This window comes from Streptomyces sp. NPDC005483 (assembly GCF_040606035.1).
Lineage (GTDB): Bacteria > Actinomycetota > Actinomycetes > Streptomycetales > Streptomycetaceae > Streptomyces.
In genome coordinates this window covers 91,175-109,904 of record NZ_JBEXEA010000003.1, presented here as the reverse complement: position 1 = coordinate 109,904, position 18,730 = coordinate 91,175, and the positions used below count along the sequence as shown (strand labels likewise).

General features: G+C 70.4%; 20 protein-coding genes. 9 read left to right on the top strand and 11 right to left on the bottom strand.

All coding sequences use genetic code 11. From position 1 onward, the window contains the following. Positions 1-126: 126 nt before the first annotated feature. Together ABZT06_RS06620 and ABZT06_RS06615 are read right to left on the bottom strand one after the other, a co-directional pair. Complete coding sequence (locus tag ABZT06_RS06620) at positions 127-1,023, bottom strand: RNA polymerase sigma factor SigF (protein WP_355735847.1); 897 nt, start codon at positions 1,021-1,023, stop codon at positions 127-129. Between the two features lie 221 nt (positions 1,024-1,244). Continuing rightward, positions 1,245-2,024: a class I SAM-dependent methyltransferase gene (locus tag ABZT06_RS06615; protein ID WP_355735844.1), complete on the bottom strand. Its 780-nt coding sequence runs from the start codon at positions 2,022-2,024 to the stop codon at positions 1,245-1,247. A gap of 86 nt (positions 2,025-2,110) precedes the next feature. On the opposite strand from ABZT06_RS06615, the gene ABZT06_RS06610 reads away from it, so the two are divergent. Next, complete coding sequence (locus tag ABZT06_RS06610) at positions 2,111-2,539, top strand: helix-turn-helix transcriptional regulator (protein ID WP_355735841.1); 429 nt, start codon at positions 2,111-2,113, stop codon at positions 2,537-2,539. 17 nt (positions 2,540-2,556) lie between these two features. On the opposite strand, the gene ABZT06_RS06605 is transcribed toward ABZT06_RS06610, so the two are convergent. From ABZT06_RS06605 to ABZT06_RS06595, 3 genes are all read right to left on the bottom strand, one after another. Beyond that, positions 2,557-3,159, bottom strand: a complete 603-nt coding sequence (locus tag ABZT06_RS06605; protein WP_355735839.1) for an ATP-dependent Clp protease proteolytic subunit — start codon at positions 3,157-3,159, stop codon at positions 2,557-2,559. Between the two features lies 1 nt (position 3,160). Continuing rightward, a complete protein-coding gene (locus tag ABZT06_RS06600; RefSeq protein ID WP_355735837.1) occupies positions 3,161-3,784 on the bottom strand; it encodes an ATP-dependent Clp protease proteolytic subunit in 624 nt (207 codons plus the stop codon). 122 nt (positions 3,785-3,906) lie between these two features. Beyond that, entirely contained in the window at positions 3,907-5,118 is a 1,212-nt protein-coding gene (locus ABZT06_RS06595) for an epoxide hydrolase family protein (protein WP_355735834.1), read from the bottom strand. Positions 5,119-5,240: 122 nt separating this feature from the next. Here ABZT06_RS06595 and ABZT06_RS06590 point away from each other — a divergent pair, with 122 nt between their 5' ends. Next, positions 5,241-5,723 carry a VOC family protein gene (locus ABZT06_RS06590; protein WP_355735831.1) on the top strand — a complete coding sequence of 161 codons (483 nt, stop codon included), beginning with the start codon at positions 5,241-5,243 and terminating at the stop codon, positions 5,721-5,723. 22 nt (positions 5,724-5,745) lie between these two features. On the opposite strand, the gene ABZT06_RS06585 is transcribed toward ABZT06_RS06590, so the two are convergent. Continuing rightward, positions 5,746-6,645, bottom strand: coding sequence for an SGNH/GDSL hydrolase family protein (locus ABZT06_RS06585; protein ID WP_355735829.1), 900 nt, complete (start codon positions 6,643-6,645; stop codon positions 5,746-5,748). Positions 6,646-6,876: 231 nt separating this feature from the next. Here ABZT06_RS06585 and ABZT06_RS06580 point away from each other — a divergent pair, with 231 nt between their 5' ends. Next, entirely contained in the window at positions 6,877-7,677 is an 801-nt protein-coding gene (locus tag ABZT06_RS06580; protein WP_355735826.1) for a VOC family protein, read from the top strand. Positions 7,678-8,186: 509 nt separating this feature from the next. Continuing rightward, positions 8,187-8,885, top strand: coding sequence for a ribonuclease H (locus tag ABZT06_RS06575; protein WP_355735823.1), 699 nt, complete (start codon positions 8,187-8,189; stop codon positions 8,883-8,885). A gap of 21 nt (positions 8,886-8,906) precedes the next feature. On the opposite strand, the gene ABZT06_RS06570 is transcribed toward ABZT06_RS06575, so the two are convergent. The 3 genes from ABZT06_RS06570 to ABZT06_RS06560 form a co-directional block, all read right to left on the bottom strand. After that, the gene (locus ABZT06_RS06570; protein ID WP_007379788.1) at positions 8,907-9,359 is read right to left on the bottom strand and encodes an SRPBCC family protein; all 453 of its coding nucleotides are present in this window, start codon (positions 9,357-9,359) and stop codon (positions 8,907-8,909) included. A gap of 82 nt (positions 9,360-9,441) precedes the next feature. Then, complete coding sequence (locus ABZT06_RS06565; RefSeq protein ID WP_355735819.1) at positions 9,442-10,266, bottom strand: tyrosinase family protein; 825 nt, start codon at positions 10,264-10,266, stop codon at positions 9,442-9,444. Between the two features lie 32 nt (positions 10,267-10,298). Further along, entirely contained in the window at positions 10,299-10,643 is a 345-nt protein-coding gene (locus ABZT06_RS06560) for a tyrosinase cofactor (protein WP_355735816.1), read from the bottom strand. A gap of 331 nt (positions 10,644-10,974) precedes the next feature. Here ABZT06_RS06560 and ABZT06_RS06555 point away from each other — a divergent pair, with 331 nt between their 5' ends. The 3 genes from ABZT06_RS06555 (at position 10,975) to ABZT06_RS06545 (ending at position 14,672) form a co-directional block, all read left to right on the top strand. Beyond that, entirely contained in the window at positions 10,975-12,192 is a 1,218-nt protein-coding gene (locus tag ABZT06_RS06555; protein WP_355735813.1) for an FAD-dependent monooxygenase, read from the top strand. Positions 12,193-12,287: 95 nt separating this feature from the next. Beyond that, positions 12,288-13,763, top strand: coding sequence for an MFS transporter (locus ABZT06_RS06550; RefSeq protein WP_355735811.1), 1,476 nt, complete (start codon positions 12,288-12,290; stop codon positions 13,761-13,763). Positions 13,764-14,087: 324 nt separating this feature from the next. Continuing rightward, a complete protein-coding gene (locus ABZT06_RS06545) occupies positions 14,088-14,672 on the top strand; it encodes a TetR family transcriptional regulator (RefSeq protein ID WP_355735807.1) in 585 nt (194 codons plus the stop codon). Here ABZT06_RS06545 and ABZT06_RS06540 read toward each other — a convergent pair. Further along, complete coding sequence (locus ABZT06_RS06540; protein WP_355737017.1) at positions 14,669-16,366, bottom strand: cholesterol oxidase substrate-binding domain-containing protein; 1,698 nt, start codon at positions 16,364-16,366, stop codon at positions 14,669-14,671. The two genes, ABZT06_RS06545 and ABZT06_RS06540, sit on opposite strands and share 4 nt — an antisense overlap. Before the next feature lie 151 nt (positions 16,367-16,517). Here ABZT06_RS06540 and ABZT06_RS06535 point away from each other — a divergent pair, with 151 nt between their 5' ends. Together ABZT06_RS06535 and ABZT06_RS06530 are read left to right on the top strand one after the other, a co-directional pair. Further along, a complete protein-coding gene (locus ABZT06_RS06535) occupies positions 16,518-17,501 on the top strand; it encodes an aldo/keto reductase (protein WP_355735804.1) in 984 nt (327 codons plus the stop codon). An 84-nt stretch (positions 17,502-17,585) separates the two neighbouring features. Then, a complete protein-coding gene (locus ABZT06_RS06530; RefSeq protein ID WP_355735801.1) occupies positions 17,586-18,071 on the top strand; it encodes a DUF6328 family protein in 486 nt (161 codons plus the stop codon). Here ABZT06_RS06530 and ABZT06_RS06525 read toward each other — a convergent pair. Then, the gene (locus tag ABZT06_RS06525; RefSeq protein ID WP_355735799.1) at positions 17,992-18,684 is read right to left on the bottom strand and encodes a DUF2238 domain-containing protein; all 693 of its coding nucleotides are present in this window, start codon (positions 18,682-18,684) and stop codon (positions 17,992-17,994) included. The genes ABZT06_RS06530 and ABZT06_RS06525 overlap by 80 nt on opposite strands. Positions 18,685-18,730: the final 46 nt, after the last annotated feature.

The following is an 18,730-nucleotide window of genomic DNA, read 5'->3' as shown; positions in this document are numbered from 1 at the left end:
CACGCCGCGCCTGAACGTCTTCCTTCGGCCTGTCTTCATTCGACAGCTTCGTGTGAGCCCACCGGATCGCGAAAGCGGGTGCCGTCCACCAGGGACGACACCCGCTTATTTCGCTGTCCGTATGTGTCAGGCGCAGCCCAGCTCGCCCAGCATGCCCTCACGCAGCCGCGTGATGATCCGCTTGATCAGCCGGGACACGTGCATCTGCGAGCAGCCGAGCCGCTCACCGATCTCCGACTGGGTGGCCTCCTCCACGAACCGCATATGGATGATCTGCCGGTCGCGGTCGCTGAGCTCGGCCATCAGCGGGGCGAGTGACTGGAAGTCCTCGACGAGCCGCAGGCCCTCCTCCTCCACGCCGATGAAGTCGGCGAGCACCGCTTCGCCGCCCTCGGGGCCGTCGCCGGTCAGGGCGGCGTCCAGGGACGAGGAGTTGTAGCCGTTCGAGGCGATCTGCGCCTCGATCACCTCGCTCTCGGAGATGTTCATCAGGGTGGCGAGTTCGGCCACCGTCGGGTCGCGGTCCAGTCGGCTGCCGAGTTCCTCACGGGCCTTGGCCAGCTCGACACGCAGCTCCTGAAGGCGCCGCGGGACGTGCACGGCCCAGGTGGTGTCACGGAAGAACCGCTTGATCTCTCCGACGATGTAGGGCAGGGCGAAGGACGTGAACTCCACCTCGCGGGACACCTCGAACCGGTCGATGGCCTTGATCAGGCCGATCATGCCGGTCTGGACGATGTCCTCCATGTCGTCGCCGCGGCCGCGGAACCTTCCGGCCGCGAAGCGTACGAGCGACATGTTCATCTCGATGAGGGTGTTACGCGCGTACTGGTACTCGTGCGTCCCCTCTTCGAGCTCGGTCAGGCGCTGGAAGAACTGGCGGGACAGCTCTCGTGCGTCCCGCGGGGCGACGGACCGCGGTTCCTCGACTCCCGGCAGGGGTGTCTGACCCGTCCTGGTCCCGCTGGCGTGCTCGGCGACCTGTGCCTCCGAACGATTCACGGCGGTGACGGCGGTATGCATTACCTCTCCCACGAAAGTCACGGCTCGACGTCTGCCTCTTCGGCCTGGGTTGTCTCGGGTCCTGCGTGGCGTGCAGCCTGCCGTGTACCCGGAACGCGCTGACATATGCGTCCCTGGACCACCGGCCGACCGAACCGCCCGCAGCTCCCTCGCACTGCGCGTACCCGGGGAGTGACAACGCATGCCCACCAAGTTGACAGGTGGCGCGAAATCGTCGTTCCTCAGGGGGTGACGCGGGTCGCGATGATCAGTTCGTGCAGGTAGCGCTTGGTGACGCGGCCGCCGTGGCCGGACTCGATCAGGTCCCGGACACAGGCCAGCAGGCCCTCGCGGCGGGTGCTGTCGAGGGCCCGATGACCCGAATAGGTGAGGAGTACGTCGATGTACTGGTCGGCGGTGTGGGGGATGTCCTGTTCGAACCGGGTCACCGTGACGTCGCCGAGGCGCGGACAGTTCCGGAACTCCTCCAGGTCCGAGGGGATCTCGGAGGACGGCCGGAGCCGCAGCCCGGGCGGTGTGGCCGGATCCCAGCGTTCGTAGCAGTCCTGGGCCCGGGCGAAGAAGTCGGTCGTGCCGCCCGCCACATGGTGGGTGACGACGACCGCGAGGCGTCCTCCGACCCGGAGCGCGTCCGCCGCCTTCTCCACTCGGACGGCCGGGTCGATCCAGTGGAAGGCGGTGGCGCAGGCGACCAGGTCGAAGGGTGCCGCCGGCAGCGGCCAGCGCTCGAACTCCGCGTGCCGCACGTCGACCCGGGGAAACCCGGCGAGCCGCCGCCGGGCCACCGAGGCCATCGCGTCGCCCAGCTCCACCGCGGTGATGTGGCAGCCGAACCCGGCCAGAGCGTGGGTGAGCTGGCCGGTGCCGGGACCTATCTCCAGGACCCGGCTCTCAGGTCCGAGGCACGCCACCCGGGCCAACTCCCCGACCAGCGCAGGTGGATAACTCGGACGAGCCCTGTCGTACAGCTCCGCCGCTTCGTTGAACGTGTCGCGCAGCACCGGGCCCGCACCTTCCCGTCGTCGATTCCACCCAGGGCAGAATGCCGGACCCTTCCCATGGCGGCCATGGAATTTAGGCTGATCCGGTGAGCAACGAAGCGCCGAACCAAGCCCGCGTGATCCCCCTGCGCCCGCAGTCCGCGCGCCCGGGGTCCGTCCGCCCGGTGTCCGAACGCCCCGCCCCGACACCGCCGGGAAATCCCGCCGCCAGGGAGACAAGGGAACCCCTGTGGCGTGACCTCGTCGGAGACGTCCTGCGCCGTGAGCGCCTCGCCCAGGAGCGCACGCTCAAGGACGTGGCCGACGCGGCCCGGATCTCGATGCCCTACCTCTCCGAGGTCGAGCGCGGCCGCAAGGAGGCGTCCTCGGAGGTCCTCGCGGCCGCCGCCCAGGCCCTCGGTCTCGGCCTCGGTGATCTCCTCTCCCTGGCCCAGGGCGAACTCACCCGGCACTCCGCGCGCAGCCGTCGCGCGGTGCCGGGATCGCCGTACAACGGGATGTGCCTGGCGGCCTGAGGGGCGCGGCCGGCGCCTCAGACCGTCACCAGGCGCCGGCTCACCACCTCGTCGGCCAGCCCGTAGGCCACCGCCTCCTGTGCGGTGAACACCTTGTCGCGGTCCATGTCCGCGCGCAGGGTCGCGATGTCGTGGTGGGTGTGGCGGGCCAGTACCTCCTCGACCTGGGAGCGGATGCGGACCATCTCCTTGGCCTGCAGGGCGAGATCGGAGATCGCCCCGCGGCTGCCACCGGAGGCGGGCTGGCCGAGCAGCACGCGCGCGTGCTCCAGCACGAGCCGTCGCCCGGGATCCCCTCCGGCCAGCAGGACGGCCGCGGTGGAGGCGGCCTGCCCCACACAGAGGGTCGAGATCGGCGCCTGCACGTAGGTCATCGTGTCGTAGATCGCCATCAGTGAGGTGAACGAGCCGCCGGGGGAGTTGATGTAGATCGAGATCTCGTTCTCCGGCGCCGCCGACTCCAGATGCAGGAGCTGCGCGATCACCACGTTGGCCACCCCGTCGTCGATTTCGGTGCCCAGGAAGATGATCCGCTCGGAGAGCAGGCGGCTGAACACGTCGGAGGAGCGCTCGCCGTGCGCGGTGCGCTCGACGACGTAGGGAATCGTGTAGTTCGCCATGTCACAGCCCCATCCGTTGCCTGGAGGCGGCCGGGCGGACGTCCGCGAGGGACTCCAGGACCCGGTCCACCATGCCGTACTGCCTGGCCTCCTCGGCCGTGAACCAGCGGTCGCGGTCGCCGTCGTGCGCGATGGTCTCCGGCGTCTGGCCCGTGTTCTCGGCGAGGAGCCGCTCCATCGTCTGCTTGCTGTGGTCCAGGTTCTCCGCCTGGATCTCGATGTCGGCGGTGGTCCCGCCGATGCCCGCGGACCCCTGGTGCATCATGATCCGCGCGTTCGGCAGGGCGTACCGCTTGCCGTGGGTGCCGCCGCAGAGCAGGAACTGGCCCATGCTGGCCGCGAATCCCATGGCGAGTGTCGACACGTCGTTGGGGATCAGCCGCATCGTGTCGTAGATGGCGAGGCCCGCATACACGGAGCCGCCCGGGCTGTTGATGTACAGGCTGATGTCGGTGCGCGGGTCCTCCGCGGACAGGACCAGCAGCTGGGAGCAGACCCGGTTGGCGGACACCTCGTCGACCTGGGTGCCCAGCAGCACGATGCGCTGGGCGAGGAGCTGGGCGGCCAGTTGGTCGTCGAAGCGGGTGGGAGGGGTGTCGCCCTCCTCGGCCCGGATGGAAGTCATGGGCTGTCCTCGTGGTCGTAGGGGATGCCGTCGACTCCACTGTTGACCTCGGACGACGCCCCGAAGCGGTTTCTCTGCCGGTGGCAGATTCGCCACCGGCAGAGCGGGACCCGGCCGGTTGCTCAGCCCTCCGCGCGGAGTTGCCGGAAGAACGCCCGCACGTCGTCCACCAGCAGGTCCGGTTCCTCCATCGCCGCGAAGTGGCCGCCCCGGTCGAACTCGGTCCAGCGCACGATGTTGTCGGTGCGTTCCGCCTTGTGCCGCAGCGGGAGCTGGATCTCCGCCGGGAAGACGGCGAGAGCGGTCGGCGCGGTCGACGGTTCGGTGGGCCGGGCCGCCCGCCCGCCCGTGGCATGCGCCCGCTCGTAGTAGATTCGGGCGGCCGAACCCGCCGTCCCGGTCAGCCAGTACAGCATCACGTTGGTCAGCAGCCGGTCCCGGTCGACGGCCTCCTCGGGCAGTTCGGCGGAGTCGGTCCACTCCTGGAACTTCTCCACGATCCAGGCGAGTTGGCCGACCGGCGAGTCGGTGAGCGCGTAGGCCAGGGTCTGCGGCCGGGTCGAGTGCAGCACGGCGTACCCGGTGCCCTCGCCCGACCAGGCGCTCCACCGGCGCCACGACTCGACGGCCCGCTCCCGCTCCTCTGGCCCGAGCGCGGCGAGCTCCTCCTCGGTCGGTTCACGGGTGGCCTGTGCACCCGGCAGCAGGTTGAGGTGGACGCCGATGATCCGCTCGGGATGGGCGCGGCCCAGCTCCCGGGAGATCGCCGAGCCCCAGTCCCCGCCCTGGGCGCCGAACCGGTCGTAGCCGAGCCGCGTCATCAGCTCGGCCCACGCGTCGGCGATCCGGCCCGCCTCCCAGCCCGTGTCCGCGGGCGGCCCCGACAGCCCGAATCCGGGGATGCTCGGTACGACGACATGGAAGGCGTCGGCCGGGTCGCCGCCGTGGGCCGCCGGATCGGTCAACGGGCCCACCACGTCCAGGAATTCGACGATCGAGCCCGGCCAGCCGTGTGTGATGACCAGCGGGGTGGCATCCGGCTCGGGGGAGCGGATGTGGGCGAAGTGCACGGTGGTCCCGTCGATGACGGTCGTGAACTGCAGCCACTCGTTCAGCCGGGCCTCGGCCGCGCGCCAGTCGTAGGTGTGCCGCCAGTGGTGCGCCAGCTCGCGCAGATACCCGGCCGGTACGCCGTACGCCCAGCCCGTGGCCGAGAGGTCGTCGGGCCAGCGGGTGCGGTCGAGCCGGTCGTGCAGGCCGTCGAGGTCGCTCTGCGGAATGTCGAGGCGGAAGGGCCGGACGAGGTCCGTGTGCTCTGGGGGCGCAGACGTCATGCCCGGATGCTAGTTCGCACGGGTGTATCGGCCACCTGGATCAATCGGCCGTCCGACCGATGAGTTCCGTGGCGAGGATCGGTCGACACACACGACAGCGTTTCCACGCTCAGGAGGTAGGCATGGCCACCGACGGTTTCACCACGTGTCTCTGGTTCGACGGGCAGGCGGAGGACGCCGCCCACTTCTACGTCTCCGTCTTCAAGAACTCGAGCATCGGCGAGGTCGCCCGTTATCCCGAGGGCGCGCCCCAGCCCGCCGGCAGTGTGCTGACCGTCGAGTTCACGGCGAACGGCCACCGGTTCCTCGCGCTGAACGGCGGCCCCGAGTTCAAGTTCACCGAGGCGGTCTCCTTCATGGTCTTCTGCGAGAACCAGGAGGAGATCGACTACTACTGGAGCAAGCTCACCGAGGGCGGCGGTGAGCCCGGTCCCTGCGGCTGGCTCAAGGACCGGTACGGCCTGTCCTGGCAGGTGGTGCCGGACCGGCTCCAGGCCATGGTCACCGACCCGGACCCCGCGAAGTCGGCTCGGGTGATGAAGGCGTTCATGGCGATGAGCAAGTTCGACCTCGCCGCCCTGGACAAGGCCTACGCGGGCGAGTGAGGGCCCCGGGACCACGTGCTCCTCAGGACGAACCGACCACCCGCGTGATCTCCCGGGCGATCCGCAGGATTCCGGGGGAGCGGACCGGGCACGGCCTGGGCGTGGCCGTCGTGGGCGCCAGACAGAAGTGCAGATAGTCCTTGTCGAGGTGCAGGGCGGTGCGGTCGCGGTCCGGCTGGGTGCAGTAGTCGTGATGCTCGTGTTCGTAGGCGGTGCACGGCAGGTACTGCACCCAGGTGTAGCGGGATCCGGCGGGTGCCACCGTCGCGCCCGCGTCGGCGACGACGTCGCCCGAGGCGGCGGCCTGCTCCTCGTACAGCTCGTTCACGCGCCGGACCCGGTCGGGGGTGATCGGGTCCGGGCCCTGTGCCACCCACACGATCCGCGGCCGCCGTGCACCGCCCGCCGCCGCGATCTGGCCGGTCAGCCTTTTCAGGTCCGCCCGGTACCTGCTGAAGTACTTCTGCGGCGAGGTCGCATGACTGATCCCGTCCATGCACCACGTGTAGTACCACGCGTTGCCCCAGAACTGCAGCACCACGACGTCCGGGTGCAACGACCGGACCAGTGCCGCCGCCTTGTCCCGGTCGGGTACCAGCGACTTCTTCCCGGTGCCCTCCAGGTAGTCGCACGGTGTGGTCCCCGAGTACGGGGCGCTCGTGTAGGTCGCGCGCAGGTCGCGGCGCAGCTCCTGACCGAGGACCTGCTGGGCCTCCATGGCCAGCGAGTCGCCGAGATACAGCACATGCGGGGCGACGACGGCCGGGGAGGCGCTCGGGGAGGTCTGGGCGCGCTGGTGTGTCGTGGCCGCACGGGAGACGTCGGGGGTCGGTGGAGCCGTCTCCGGCCCGTCCGACGGGTCGGTGCAGGCACCGAGCAGCAGGACTGCGGTCAATAACCCCACGATCCACGGTTTCCGCATGCGCGACTCCCGCCCCGGTCGCCGAAAAACGGTTCCCCAGGCAAGCACAGCCGGTCCCAGGGGGGAAGACGCGCGGCATGGTTCGGTCGCCGCGAGACCGCCGAGGCCCCCTGGTCGGGAGTGCCCCTTCTGCCCGGATGGAGCGGAATCGTCCGTTCGGCGCGCGGTGGGGCGCACGCGTGGCTAGCGTGTGGAGACGAACCGACCACCGATTCGGGAAAGGCCGCGATCATGGCCGTACAACCTGAGGGAACCCCCTGTTGGGCCGATGCGATGTTCAGCGACGTCGAGGGAGCGAAGAGCTTCTACGGCGACGTCCTCGGCTGGACCTTCGGCGAGTCGTCGTCGGAGTACGGCAACTACACGCAGGCCTACGTGGACGGCAAGGCCGTCGCCGCGGTCGTGCCGCCGATGTCCGGTCAGGAGGGCCACTCGCAGTGGTGCCTGTACCTCGCGTCGCCGGACGCGGCAGCCACCGCCGGCAAGATCCGTGACAACGGCGGCGACGTGCTCATGGAGCCGATGCAGGTCGGCGACTTCGGCACGATGTGCCTGGGGCGCGACCCGAGCGGCGTCGTCTTCGGCGTGTGGCAGGGCGGCACCCACGAGGGTTTCGAGGCGCGGCCCGGGCAGGCCGGCGCGTACTGCTGGGCCGAGATCTACACCCGTGATCCCGAGAAGTCCGACGCGTTCTTCCCCGCCGTCTTCGGCTACAGCGCCAAGCAGATGCAGGACGACGCCATCGACTTCCGCATGTTCAACCTCGGCGACGACACCGTCCTCGGCCGTATGAAGATGACCGACGACTTCCCGCCTGAGGTGCCGGCGTACATCAACGTCTACTTCACGGTCCCCGACTGCGACGACGCCGTGGCCCGCGCCACCAAGCTGGGCGCCGTCCTGCGGTTCGGGCCGATGGACTCGCCTTTCGGCCGGTTCGCGGCCCTCAGCGACCCGCAGGGCGCGAGTTTCTCGGTCATCGACGTGACGACCACTCAGGGCGACATGCCCCAGATCTCCGACGTGCCCTAGATCGAGCCTCCCAGGCCGCCTGTCCGTGGACGCCGCGAGACAGAGGCGCGTAGGCGTCCGGTCGGACGGCACGCCGGGCAGCGCTGCCGTCGTCGGCGACCTCGCCGCAGAGCGCGAACCGGGGTGGTCCCGGCCGGCGTCGGCGTAGGCATGCTCGCCCCAGGCTGTTCGGGGCCCGCAGCTGCTCCTCGCCGACGTGGAGGACACGGCACCCGGTTCAGCGCTGCCGGACCTGCGACCGCGGCCACCAACGTCGTCGGCGACCTCGCCACCGCTCTGACCGACCTCTTCGGGACGATCGCTCTGCGGCGCCGGCGGAGGCCACGGCGATGGTGGCCGGCTGTCTCGTCGCCGAGCGCGAACCGGGGTGGTCCCGGCCGCCGTAGGCGTGGGGCAACGCACCTGCTCTTCGCCCACGTGGAGGACAAGGCACCCGGTGGCGAGGAGGTCCGCCAGGCCGTGGCCCCGGTCGTCGCGGTGGGGTGAACGGGCGCCCGTCCGCTCATGGCATGATCGAGCGCATGCGTGAACGACTGGTGGCCGCGTGCGACGGGGCTTCGAAGGGAAATCCTGGACCCGCGGCCTGGGCCTGGGTCATCGCGGACGAGTCGGAGACGCCGGACCGCTGGGAGGCCGGCCCGCTCGGCAAGGCCACCAACAACGTCGCCGAACTCACCGCACTGGAGCGGCTGCTCGCCGCCACCGACCCGGATGTGCCGCTGGAGATCCGGATGGACTCCCAGTACGCCATGAAGGCCGTCACCACCTGGCTGCCCGGCTGGAAGCGCAACGGCTGGAAGACCTCCGCGGGCAAGCCGGTCGCCAACCAGGACCTCGTCGTGCGCATCGACGAACTGCTCGACGGGCGCACGGTCGAGTTCCGTTACGTGCCCGCCCACCAGGTCGACGGTGACCCGCTCAACGACTTCGCCGACCGCGCGGCCAGCCAGGCGGCGATCGTCCAGGAGCCCGCGAGCAGCGAACTGGGTTCCCCGCAGCCGCCGCCGTCGCCGGACACCCCGAAAAAGACCGACCGCCCCGCCCGGGCCAAGTCGCCCAAGCGGAGCGGTGGTTCGTCTTCCCGTACGATCAAGGCCAAGTTCCCCGGCCGGTGTCTGTGCGGACGTCCCTACGCGGCGGGCGAGCCGATCGCGAAGAACGCCCAGGGCTGGGGGCACCCGGAGTGCCGTACGGAAACGGCCGGTTAGCGACCGGTCCGGGCGCGTCGGTCAGATGACCGCCCCGCGCCACTCGCCGGTCTCCTGACCGCGCTCCTCGATGAACGTCTTGAAGCGCTCCAGGTCGCCCTTGGTCTGCCGCTTCACGAACCCGAGCTTGTCGCCCACCTTCTCGGTGATGCTGTCCGGATGGAAGTCCATCTGCAGCATCACCTTGGTGTGGCCCTCGTCGAGCCGGTGGAAGGTCACCGCGCCGGCCTGCTTGGCCTCGCCGGCGATCGTGGTCCACGCGACCCGCTCGTCCGGGATCTGCTCGGTGATCTCCGCGTCGAACTCCCTGTGCACCCCGTTGACGTTGGTCACCCAGTGCGTGAGCGTGTCGGTACGCTGTTCGATGCGCTCGACCCCGCTCATGAACTCGGGGAACGTCTCGAACTGTGTCCACTGGTTGTAGGCGGTGTGCACCGGCACGCCGACCTCGATGGACTCCTCGACCTGCGACACGGGTGAATCCCTCCTTCGTCTTCTCGGTGTGTGCGGCGCGAGTACCGCGTGGCCCGCAGAGCAAACCGGCGCGAGACGACTCCTATTCGGTGTCGAAGGTGTAGTGACGGGTGTGGTCCAGCAGATCCGCGGGGCGTACGTCGTTCCACGGCTTCATGGTCTCGTCGAGATCGACGACCTCGGGCGTCCCGGCCGGCGGGACGTAGCGGGAGTCCGGATGCCGCCGCTGCCACCGGGCCCACAGCTTGTCCACGTAGGCGTGGTGGAGCCAGAACACCGGATCGTTGGGGGAGACCCCGGTCGCCATCTGCCCGCCCACCCAGACATGGACGCGGTTGTGCAGGTTGACCCCGCGCCAGCCCTCCAGATGGTTGCGGAAACCGTCCGACGCGCTGTTCCAGGGAGCCATGTCGTACGTCGCCATGGACAGCACCGACTCCACCTCGCCCGGGGTCGGCAACTCCCGTACGCCGCTCCCGAGCGAGCGGCGCAGATACGTACGGCCGTCGACCCGCACGGTGACCGGCCAGTTGCCGCTGTCCGCGGCGAACGGGCCGTCCATCACCCGCCCGTCCCGGCCGCGCCCGGTGCCACCGAGGAAGTCGGGTCCCCACAGTGAGGCACGCGGGGTGCGGTCGGTGCTCCAGTCCCAGTAGGGCAGTGCCACCGAGGCGTCCACCGACTGGAGGGCGCGCTCGAAGTCGAGCAGGAATCTGCGGTGCCAGGGCAGGAAGGAGGGCGAACGGTGGCCGGTGCGCTCGCCGTTGTCGGTGTCGGCCATGATGAAACCGTTGTGCGTGGTGACGAACGCGTCGTAGCGGCCGCTGCGCTTCAGCTCCAGGACGGCGGCGACGAACCGCCGTTTCTCGTCGGCGGTCAGGGTTGCCTGGTTCTTCCGGACGGTCATGTGCGGATGCTCCAAAGAGACGTACGGGGCGGTCAGTTGGCGGGGAACGGCAGCAGCTGTGCGCCCTGGAGCTCGTCGACGGCGGCCCGCGCGGCGGCACGCGGGGCGGGCACCGGGTCGTAGTGGCTGACGACGCTGATCCAGCTGCCGTCGGCGTTGCGCATCACGTGCAGCTCCACGCCGTCGACCGTCACCCGGTAGCCGCCGTGGTGGCCGCCGGCGGACCTGCCCTGTATCCGGCGGCCTTTGTAGACCTCGTCGAAGGGCTCCGGTGACCCGTGGTGGTGCTCCTCGGCTGAGGCGCGCGGGGCGGCGACGGCCCCTGCGGCGAGGGCGGCCGTCGCGGTGAGCGCGGTACGGCGGGTGAGTTCCGGCATGCGGTGTGCCTCCTGAGTCGACGGACTCCGCATGCCTATCCGCCGTGCCCGGAGGGGGAGAAATCGCTCGTGACCGGTTGGCTCTGATCCAGACAATTGCCCACATGTCGTACAGCGTTGAACAAAGATGATCTTGCTGTAGAGAGGGCTTTCCGGAACCCGGACGGAGGAATTCCTTCTCGCGCCGGCCGCGAATCCGATGATCCTTTGCGGGTGGACGTGCTGGCCGTGGCCCGTCTCACGCGCGGAAGGTGACCTGATGTGAAGCGAGGCCCCGCACTCCGGCTGCTACTCTGCGTTGCCAATTGACAGCTTTGGGTAATTTCTAGGGGTGCGTGTGAAGGTCGCCTGCGTCGGCGGCGGGCCCGCCGGCCTGTATCTCTCGATCCTGCTGAAACGGCAGGACCCGTCCCACGACATCACTGTCCACGAGCGCGACCCGGAGGGCTCGACCTACGGCTGGGGCGTCACCTACTGGCGCGGACTGCTCGACAAACTCCACGCCCACGATCCCGAGTCGGCCCGCGCCATCGAGGACGCCTCGGTCACCTGGCACGAGGGCGAGGCCCGGGTGCGCGACCTGGTCACCCGGCGCCCCAGCGACGAGGGCTTCGGCATCGGCCGCCACCGCCTGCTGGAGATCCTCGCCGCCCGGGCCCGTTCCCTGGGTGTGCGGCTGGAGTTCGAGCACGAGATCACCGAGAAAAACCTTCCCGCGGCCGACCTCGTCGTGGCCGCCGACGGCGTGCGCAGCGCCCTGCGGACCGGGCACGCCGAGCACTTCGGCGCCGCGACCGAAGAGGGCCGCAACCGCTACATCTGGCTCGGCACCAGCAAGGTCTTCGACTCCTTCACCTTCGCCTTCGTCGAGACCGACCACGGCTGGATCTGGTGCTACGGCTACGCCTTCAGCCCCGAGCGCAGCACCGTAGTCGTCGAGTGCGCACCGCGGACCTGGACCGGCCTCGGCCTCGACGGCGCCGACGAGGCCGACGGACTTGTCCTGCTGGAGAAGCTGTTCGCGGACATCCTCGACGGCCACCCGCTGATCGGCCGCTCCACCGGTTCGGGCAGCGCCCAGTGGCTGAACTTCCGCACCCTCACCAACCGCACCTGGCACAACGGCAACCTCGTCCTCCTCGGCGACGCCGCCCACACCACCCACTACTCCATCGGCGCCGGCACCACCCTCGCCCTGGAGGACGCCATCGCCCTGGCCGGCGCCCTGCACACGCACACCGGGCTTCCGCAGGCCCTCGCCCGCTACGAGCGGCAGCGCAAGTCGGAGCTGCTCTCCGTCCAGAGCGCGGCCCGCTACAGCGCTCAGTGGTACGAGAACCTGCCGCGCTACATCGACCTGCCCCCGGAGCAGATGTTCGCCCTGCTCGGCCAGCGCCACTCGCCACTGCTGCCCTATGTCCCACCCCAGCTGTACTACCGGATCGACAAGGCCGCCGGGCGTCTTGAGGCGCTGCGCAGGTTCAAGCGCTGGCTCGGGCCGAAGGTGGCGCGCGGTGTGCACGCGCGGGAGCTGGCTTCGCGCAAGTAGCCCCCGGGCCTCGGAAGCTGTTGGGTGAATGGCGATTCACCGCTAAAGTGAATTGTCATTCACCCACCGTTTTCCGTAGTGAATCCGGAGCACCGATGGATCAGCAGGGCCCGATATCCCCGCCACGCGGAAGTCTGCGGACCCGGCTCACCGTGCCGGTGCTGGCGATGTGCGGCACGCTCATGGCCGTCATGCAGACCGTGGTCGTCCCCCTGCTGCCGGACCTGCCCCGTCTGACCCACTCCTCGCCCGGCGCCGTGTCCTGGATGGTCACGGCGACCCTGCTGGCCGGAGCGGTCCTCACCCCGGTGCTCGGCCGCGCCGGCGACATGTACGGCAAGCGCAAGGTGCTGACGGCGTCCCTGGTCCTGATGACGGCCGGCTCGGTGATGTGCGCCCTGTCGTCCGACATCACCGTGCTCATCACGGCCCGCGCCCTGCAGGGGGCCGCCGCCTCCGTGGTGCCGCTGTCGATCAGCATCCTGCGTGACGAACTGCCGCCCGAGCGCCGGGGTTCCGCGGTCGCGATGATGAGCTCCACGGTCGGCATCGGCGCCGCGCTCGGCCTGCCGCTGGCCGCCATGGTCGTCCAGTACGCCGACTGGCACACCATGTTCTGGATGACCAGCGCCCTCGGCGCCCTCGGGGTCACGGCCGTGTCGTGGGCGGTGCGCGAATCGACGGTGCGCCAGCCGGGCCGCTTCGACGTGCCGGGCGCCCTGGGACTGGCCGTGGGCCTGGTCAGCCTGCTGCTCGGGGTGTCCCAGGGCGGGCAGTGGGGCTGGGGCAGCCCCCGGGTGCTGGGCTTGTTCCTGGTGTCCGTCGCCGTCCTGACCCTGTGGTGGTGGCGCCAACTGCGCACCGAGCAGCCCCTGGTCGACCTGCGGCTCGTCACCCGCCCGCGGGTGGGCCTGTCCCACGTGGCCGCCCTGCTCACCGGCTTCGCGTTCTACGCCAACTCCCTGGTGACGGCCCAGCTGGTCCAGGCGCCGAAGGCCACCGGCTACGGACTCGGCCTGTCGATCGTGGCCACCGGCCTGTGCCTGCTGCCGGGCGGCGTGACCATGCTCCTGTTCTCGCCTCTGTCGGCCCGGATCTCCGCGTCCCGCGGCCCGCGCATCACACTCGCCCTCGGCGCCGCGGTCATCGCCTGCGGCTACGCCGTACGTATCGCGGACAGCCGCGATCTGTGGATGGTCATCGTGGGCGCGACCGTGGTGGCCACCGGCACCACCCTCGCCTACTCGGCCCTGCCCACCCTGATCCTGCGCGCCGTCCCGGCCGAGCAGACGGCCTCCGCCAACGGCGTCAACGTCCTGATGCGCACCATCGGCCAGGCCACCTCCAGCGCTGCGGTCGCGGCGGTCCTGGTCCACCACACCAGCCTCGTCGGCGGCACGCCCATGCCCACCCTGCACGGCTACCTGCTGGCCTTCGCCATGGCGGGCGCCATCGCCCTCGCGGCCTGCGCGGCAGCGCTCACCATCCCCGGTGACTCCGCCCCCGAGGGAACCCGCCGGGCCAAGGGCCGCACCCGGGGCGCGCGGGACGAGGCGATGGAGGGAGCATGAGTGCTGTGAGCGCGATGCGCCCGCTCTCGGGTTGCGGGGGTGGTCGGGGTCGCCTGTCTCGGGGCGCGGTGCCGGCTGTCCCGGGCGCCTTCGTCTCCGAGGGGTCGCGCCGGGACCGGGGGCGTACCCGGGGGGCGCGGGACGAGGTGCTGGAGGGAGCATGAGTGCTGTGAGTGCGATGCGCCCGCTCTCGGGTTGCGGGGGTGGTCGGGGTCGCCTGTCTCGGGGCGCGGTGCGGGCCGTCTCGGGCGCTTTCGCCTCCGTGGGGCCGTGCCGGGACCGGGGGCGTACCCGGGGGGCGCGGGACGAGGCGATGGAGGGAGCATGAGTGTCGTGAGCACCACGCCCCCCACCGCCACGCCCGCCCGCCGGGACGCCGAGACGACGAAAGCCGCCATCCTGAAGGCGGCCCGCTACCTCCTGGCCCGCACCCCCCACGCCGACATCACCCTCAAGGCGGTCGCCGAACGCGCAGGCGTCAGCCCGCCGTTGATCGTGAAGTACTTCGGCAACAAGGACGCCCTCCTCGCCCGCGTCATGTCCTTCGAGTCCGATGCGGCGGCCCTGCTCGACGCCCCTCTGGACGAACTGGGCCGCCACATGGTCCGGCACGTCCTCACCGGCCAGATCGAACGCGGCGCCGACCCCCTGCTCCGGATCGCCTTCGCCCCCGTCCAGGGCGAACACGGCGACATCCTGCGCGTCAACTTCCGTGCCCAGGTGGTCGATCGCCTCGCGGAGCGCCTGCCGGGCTCCGACCCCGGCCTGCGCGCCGAACTGGCGGTGGGCACCCTCCTGGGCCTGGGCGTGATGTACGGCATCGCCCGCGCCACCGACCTGAGGGCGACCGCCGTGGAGGACCTGGTGGACCGCTACGCCCCCACGGTGCAGGCCCACTTGACGCCCTAACGGAAGAGGCGGTCCAGGAAGGCGTTGCCGAACACGCCGTGCGGATCGAGCCGGTCCAGCACGCCGGCCGCCTGCCCCCACACCGCCTCACCGAAGGACCCGGGGATCGTCGTCCCCAGCACCTCCTCGTCCGCCCACACGGCATCGTCCGTGTAGGCCCAGCCCTTGGACCACTCGACGCGCGTGCCCTCGTAGCCGTCGAACAGGAACCGCTCGATCTCCCGCAGGAAGGCCTCCGCGTACGGCGTCCCCGGCAGCGTCAGGATGTCCAGCCACACCGCGGTGTCCCGCTCGGGACGCGCCGGATCCGCCCGCAGCGCCGAAAGGAGCGGGGCCCGCGCCCCGGCCACCTCGGCCTCGGCCGGGTCGTCGAGCCCGGTCACCCTGATCTCCACCGTCCCGTTGACCGGGAACTTCCCCTGAGCGGTGTACGCGGCCAGCCGCTCCCGGTAGAAGTCCGTGAACTCGGAGACCACCCGCTGCACCTGGTCCCGGCTCGTCAGTACTGCGTAGCCGTTCGCGGTCACGCGCAGTGTCGTCGGCTTGATGTACAGCAGCGTGTTCTTGGACGGCCCCCAGATGTCTGCCGACAGCGTCGCCGTGAGCCCCACCGTCGCCACGTCGAGCTGCGTGTTCCCGAGCACCGGCGCCAGATACCAGGCCGCGTCCGACACCATCCGCCCGGCCAGATCCGCCACCACGGTCGGGACGTTGTCGGAGAAGGGGTAGTTGTACGGCGAGGTCACGCGCCGCGAGGTCAGCGGCTTGGTCGGCGCCACACTCCACACCTTCAGCCACGGGAACTCCGTGTAGGCGAACCAGATCGCCTCGACCCGCCCGGCCTCCTCCAGGAAGCTCGCGAAGGTCCGCCCGTCACCGCCGGGCGCCGCGAAGAGCTCGGCCGCCGGAATGTCGACCCGGCTGACACACCGCAGATTGCTGTCGGCGCCCACCCGCAGCACGACCTCGGTGACGAAGGTCCGCCCGAGATGGGTGAGCAGGGCCGCGCTGTCGGCCTCGGCGCGGCCGAAAGTGCGCAGGACATACGCCCCGCTGTCCTCGTCCCACACCACCGCCGTCAGCGACAGGATGCGATTGCTGAGCGAGCCGTACGTCTGTCCCGGCAGCCGCTTCTCCCCGTCGGCCGGTACGGCGGTGCCGTGCGCGTCGATCGCCAGGGCGCCGCCCAGGGTGAGGTCACCGGGCGCGGGCGCGGCGGTGACCCCGAGTCCGTGCCCCTCCAGATAGGTGAGCAGCGCCTCCAGCGTGACGCCGGTACTGGCCCGCACGGCGGAGGCGGAGTCCAGGGACAGGCCGGTGAGGTGGGAGGCGGTGTCGACGAGGAGGACGGGTGCGTCCGACGCGGTGCCCTCGGTGATCGTGAGGGGCGACCAGCCGTGCGAGGAGCCCCGCGCGCGGACCCGCCAGCCGTGCCGCCAGGCCCAGTTGACGACGTCGACCACCTGGTCCGGTCCGGTGGGCGCACAGGCCCACAGCCCGTCGGCGGTGATCTCGCCGACCCAGTTCCGGTAGGCCGAGCGGTGCAGGGCCACGTCCGCCGGGAAGCCGGGCAGCTCCTCGGCGGCGGCCGCCGGATCGGCCGGCAGCAGAATCGGTACGGCGGCGAGGCCGGCGGCGCTGAGGAGGAAGCCGCGACGGGACCAGGACGAGTCTTCCCGGGGATGGTTGCTCAAAGAACGATCAGTCACGGTGTCACGCTAGGCGGATGTTGACACGTGCATGCCCTACGTCGAAACGTGTCACCCATGTGAGTGAACAATTCACAGGCCCCGCCCCGGAGCCACCCGTTCCGCGCGGCTCGGCGACTGATGACAGACTGACGCCATGGACGAGCGCACATTCGGCAGGTCGCAGCAGCACGCATCCGTCGTCGGACTCGGCACCTGGCAGCTGGGGGCCGACTGGGGAGACGTCGACGACAAGGAAGCCCTCTCGGTGCTGGAGGCGGCGGCCGAGTCCGGGGTCACCTTCTTCGACACGGCCGACGTGTACGGCGACGGACGCAGCGAGCAGACCATCGCCACGTTCCTGAGCGGCAGGCCCGACCTGCATGTGCTGGTCGCGACGAAGATGGGCCGCCGCGTCGACCAGATCCCCGAGAACTACGTCCTCGACAACTTCCGTGCCTGGAACGACCGTTCCCGCCGCAACCTCGGCGTCGACCGCATCGACCTGGTCCAGCTGCACTGCCCGCCGACGCCCGTGTACTCCACGGACGAGGTGTTCGACGCCCTCGACACCCTGGTCGAGGAAGAGCGCATCGCCCATTACGGCGTCAGCGTGGAGACCGCCGAGGAAGCGCTGACCGCGATCGCCCGGCCGGGCGTGGCGAGCGTGCAGATCATCCTCAACGCCTTCCGCATGAAGCCGCTGCGCGAGGTGCTGCCCGCCGCACAGGAGGCGGGCGTCGGCATCATCGCCCGGGTCCCGCTGGCCTCGGGTCTGCTGTCCGGCAAGTACACCAAGGACACGGTCTTCCCGGAGAACGACCACCGCGCCTACAACCGGCACGGCGAGGCCTTCGACGTCGGCGAGACCTTCTCCGGCGTCGACTACACGACCGGCGTCGAGGCCGCCGCGGAGTTCTCCGCACTGGCGCCCGAGGGCTACACCCCGGCCCAGCTCGCCCTGCGCTGGATCATCGAGCAGCCCGGCGTCACCACCGTCATCCCCGGCGCCCGCAACCCCGAACAGGCCCGCGCCAACGCGGCCGCGGCCAAGCTGCCCCCACTGTCCGAGGACACCCTCGCGGCGATCCGCGACCTCTACGACCGTCGCATCAAGGATCAGGTCGAGAACCGCTGGTGAGGTCCGCAGGGCTCCGCGAGCGGCCGTCCGACCGCCCCCGGAGCCCTGCTGTTTGAACGATCAGGCACCGGATACACGGACCGCATGGTGGATACGGTGAGACGGACGGGCCGCGACGAGACCGAGGAAGAGCGCGCGGACCGCATGTGGGGCGAACTCATCCAGGAGATCCGCGTCGCACAGACAGGTGTGCAGATCCTGTTCGGCTTCCTGCTGACCGTGGTGTTCACCCCGAAGTACGCCCACCTGGCCCACACCGACCAGGTCATCTACATCGTGACCGTCGTCCTCGGCTCCTGCGCCACCGGAGCACTCATAGGACCGGTCTCCCTGCACCGTCTCGTCTCCGGGCGGCGCATCAAACCCCAGGCGGTGCGGATCGCCTCCCGCCTGACCTTCGTGGGCCTCGTCCTCCTGCTGACGACGATGACGGCGGCCCTGCTGCTGATCCTGCGGGTCGCGACCCACGACGCCTGGGTGCCCTGGCTCGTCACGGCAGTAGTGGCCTGGTACCTGCTGTGCTGGTTCGTCCTGCCTCTGTGGACCCGGCGCCGCTATACGACGCAGTGACGCCCGTCCCGTCCAGCTGCCGGTCGTGCAGGCGGCTCATGACCAGGACGGACACCGTGGCACCGATCAGCGCGCAGAACATGTCCCACTGGGTGTCCCACACATCGCCCTGCGTGGCAAGGAACGCGTCCGCCGCCTGACCCCCGGTCACCGCGGCCGCCCACTCCAGCATCTCGAAGACGGCGCTGAAGGCCAGGCACGCGCACACCGTCAGCGGCGCCAGCCAGCGACTGCCCCGCAGCGGTGAGGTACGGCTGAGCAGCTCCCGTACGAGAACCGCCGGCACGAAGCCCTGCATGAGGTGGCCGAAACGGTCGTACGGATTGCGCTCGAGCCCGAAGGTGTCCCGCACCCAGTCGCCGAGCGGGACCTGCGCGTAGGTGTAGTGACCGCCCACGATCAGCACGAGCGCGTGGACCGCCAGCAGACAGCACAGCAGGTCGGTCAGTGGGAAGCGGCGCCACGTCAGCACGATCAGCGGCAGCCCGACCAGGACCCACACGGTCTCCAGGAACCACGTGGTGCGGTCGCGCGGGCCCCAGGCGGACAGGGCCAGCGCTGCGACCACCGCCCAGGCGAGCAGGACCGGCAGGGGCCGTCGCACAGCGGTCATGAGGTGCTCCTTGTCGTAGGAGCCCTCATCGTCGGACAGGCAGGCG

Coding starts and splice junctions, on each gene's coding strand:
- ABZT06_RS06620 (WP_355735847.1), bottom strand. CDS start 1,023: ATGCATACCGCCGTCACCGCCGTGAATCGTTCGGAGGCACAGGTCGCC.
- ABZT06_RS06605 (WP_355735839.1), bottom strand. CDS start 3,159: ATGGCGAACTACACGATTCCCTACGTCGTCGAGCGCACCGCGCACGGC.
- ABZT06_RS06600 (WP_355735837.1), bottom strand. CDS start 3,784: ATGACTTCCATCCGGGCCGAGGAGGGCGACACCCCTCCCACCCGCTTC.
- ABZT06_RS06595 (WP_355735834.1), bottom strand. CDS start 5,118: ATGACGTCTGCGCCCCCAGAGCACACGGACCTCGTCCGGCCCTTCCGC.
- ABZT06_RS06590 (WP_355735831.1), top strand. CDS start 5,241: ATGGCCACCGACGGTTTCACCACGTGTCTCTGGTTCGACGGGCAGGCG.
- ABZT06_RS06585 (WP_355735829.1), bottom strand. CDS start 6,645: ATGCGGAAACCGTGGATCGTGGGGTTATTGACCGCAGTCCTGCTGCTC.
- ABZT06_RS06580 (WP_355735826.1), top strand. CDS start 6,877: ATGGCCGTACAACCTGAGGGAACCCCCTGTTGGGCCGATGCGATGTTC.
- ABZT06_RS06575 (WP_355735823.1), top strand. CDS start 8,187: ATGATCGAGCGCATGCGTGAACGACTGGTGGCCGCGTGCGACGGGGCT.
- ABZT06_RS06565 (WP_355735819.1), bottom strand. CDS start 10,266: ATGACCGTCCGGAAGAACCAGGCAACCCTGACCGCCGACGAGAAACGG.
- ABZT06_RS06560 (WP_355735816.1), bottom strand. CDS start 10,643: ATGCCGGAACTCACCCGCCGTACCGCGCTCACCGCGACGGCCGCCCTC.
- ABZT06_RS06550 (WP_355735811.1), top strand. CDS start 12,288: ATGGATCAGCAGGGCCCGATATCCCCGCCACGCGGAAGTCTGCGGACC.
- ABZT06_RS06545 (WP_355735807.1), top strand. CDS start 14,088: ATGAGTGTCGTGAGCACCACGCCCCCCACCGCCACGCCCGCCCGCCGG.
- ABZT06_RS06535 (WP_355735804.1), top strand. CDS start 16,518: ATGGACGAGCGCACATTCGGCAGGTCGCAGCAGCACGCATCCGTCGTC.
- ABZT06_RS06530 (WP_355735801.1), top strand. CDS start 17,586: ATGGTGGATACGGTGAGACGGACGGGCCGCGACGAGACCGAGGAAGAG.
- ABZT06_RS06525 (WP_355735799.1), bottom strand. CDS start 18,684: ATGACCGCTGTGCGACGGCCCCTGCCGGTCCTGCTCGCCTGGGCGGTG.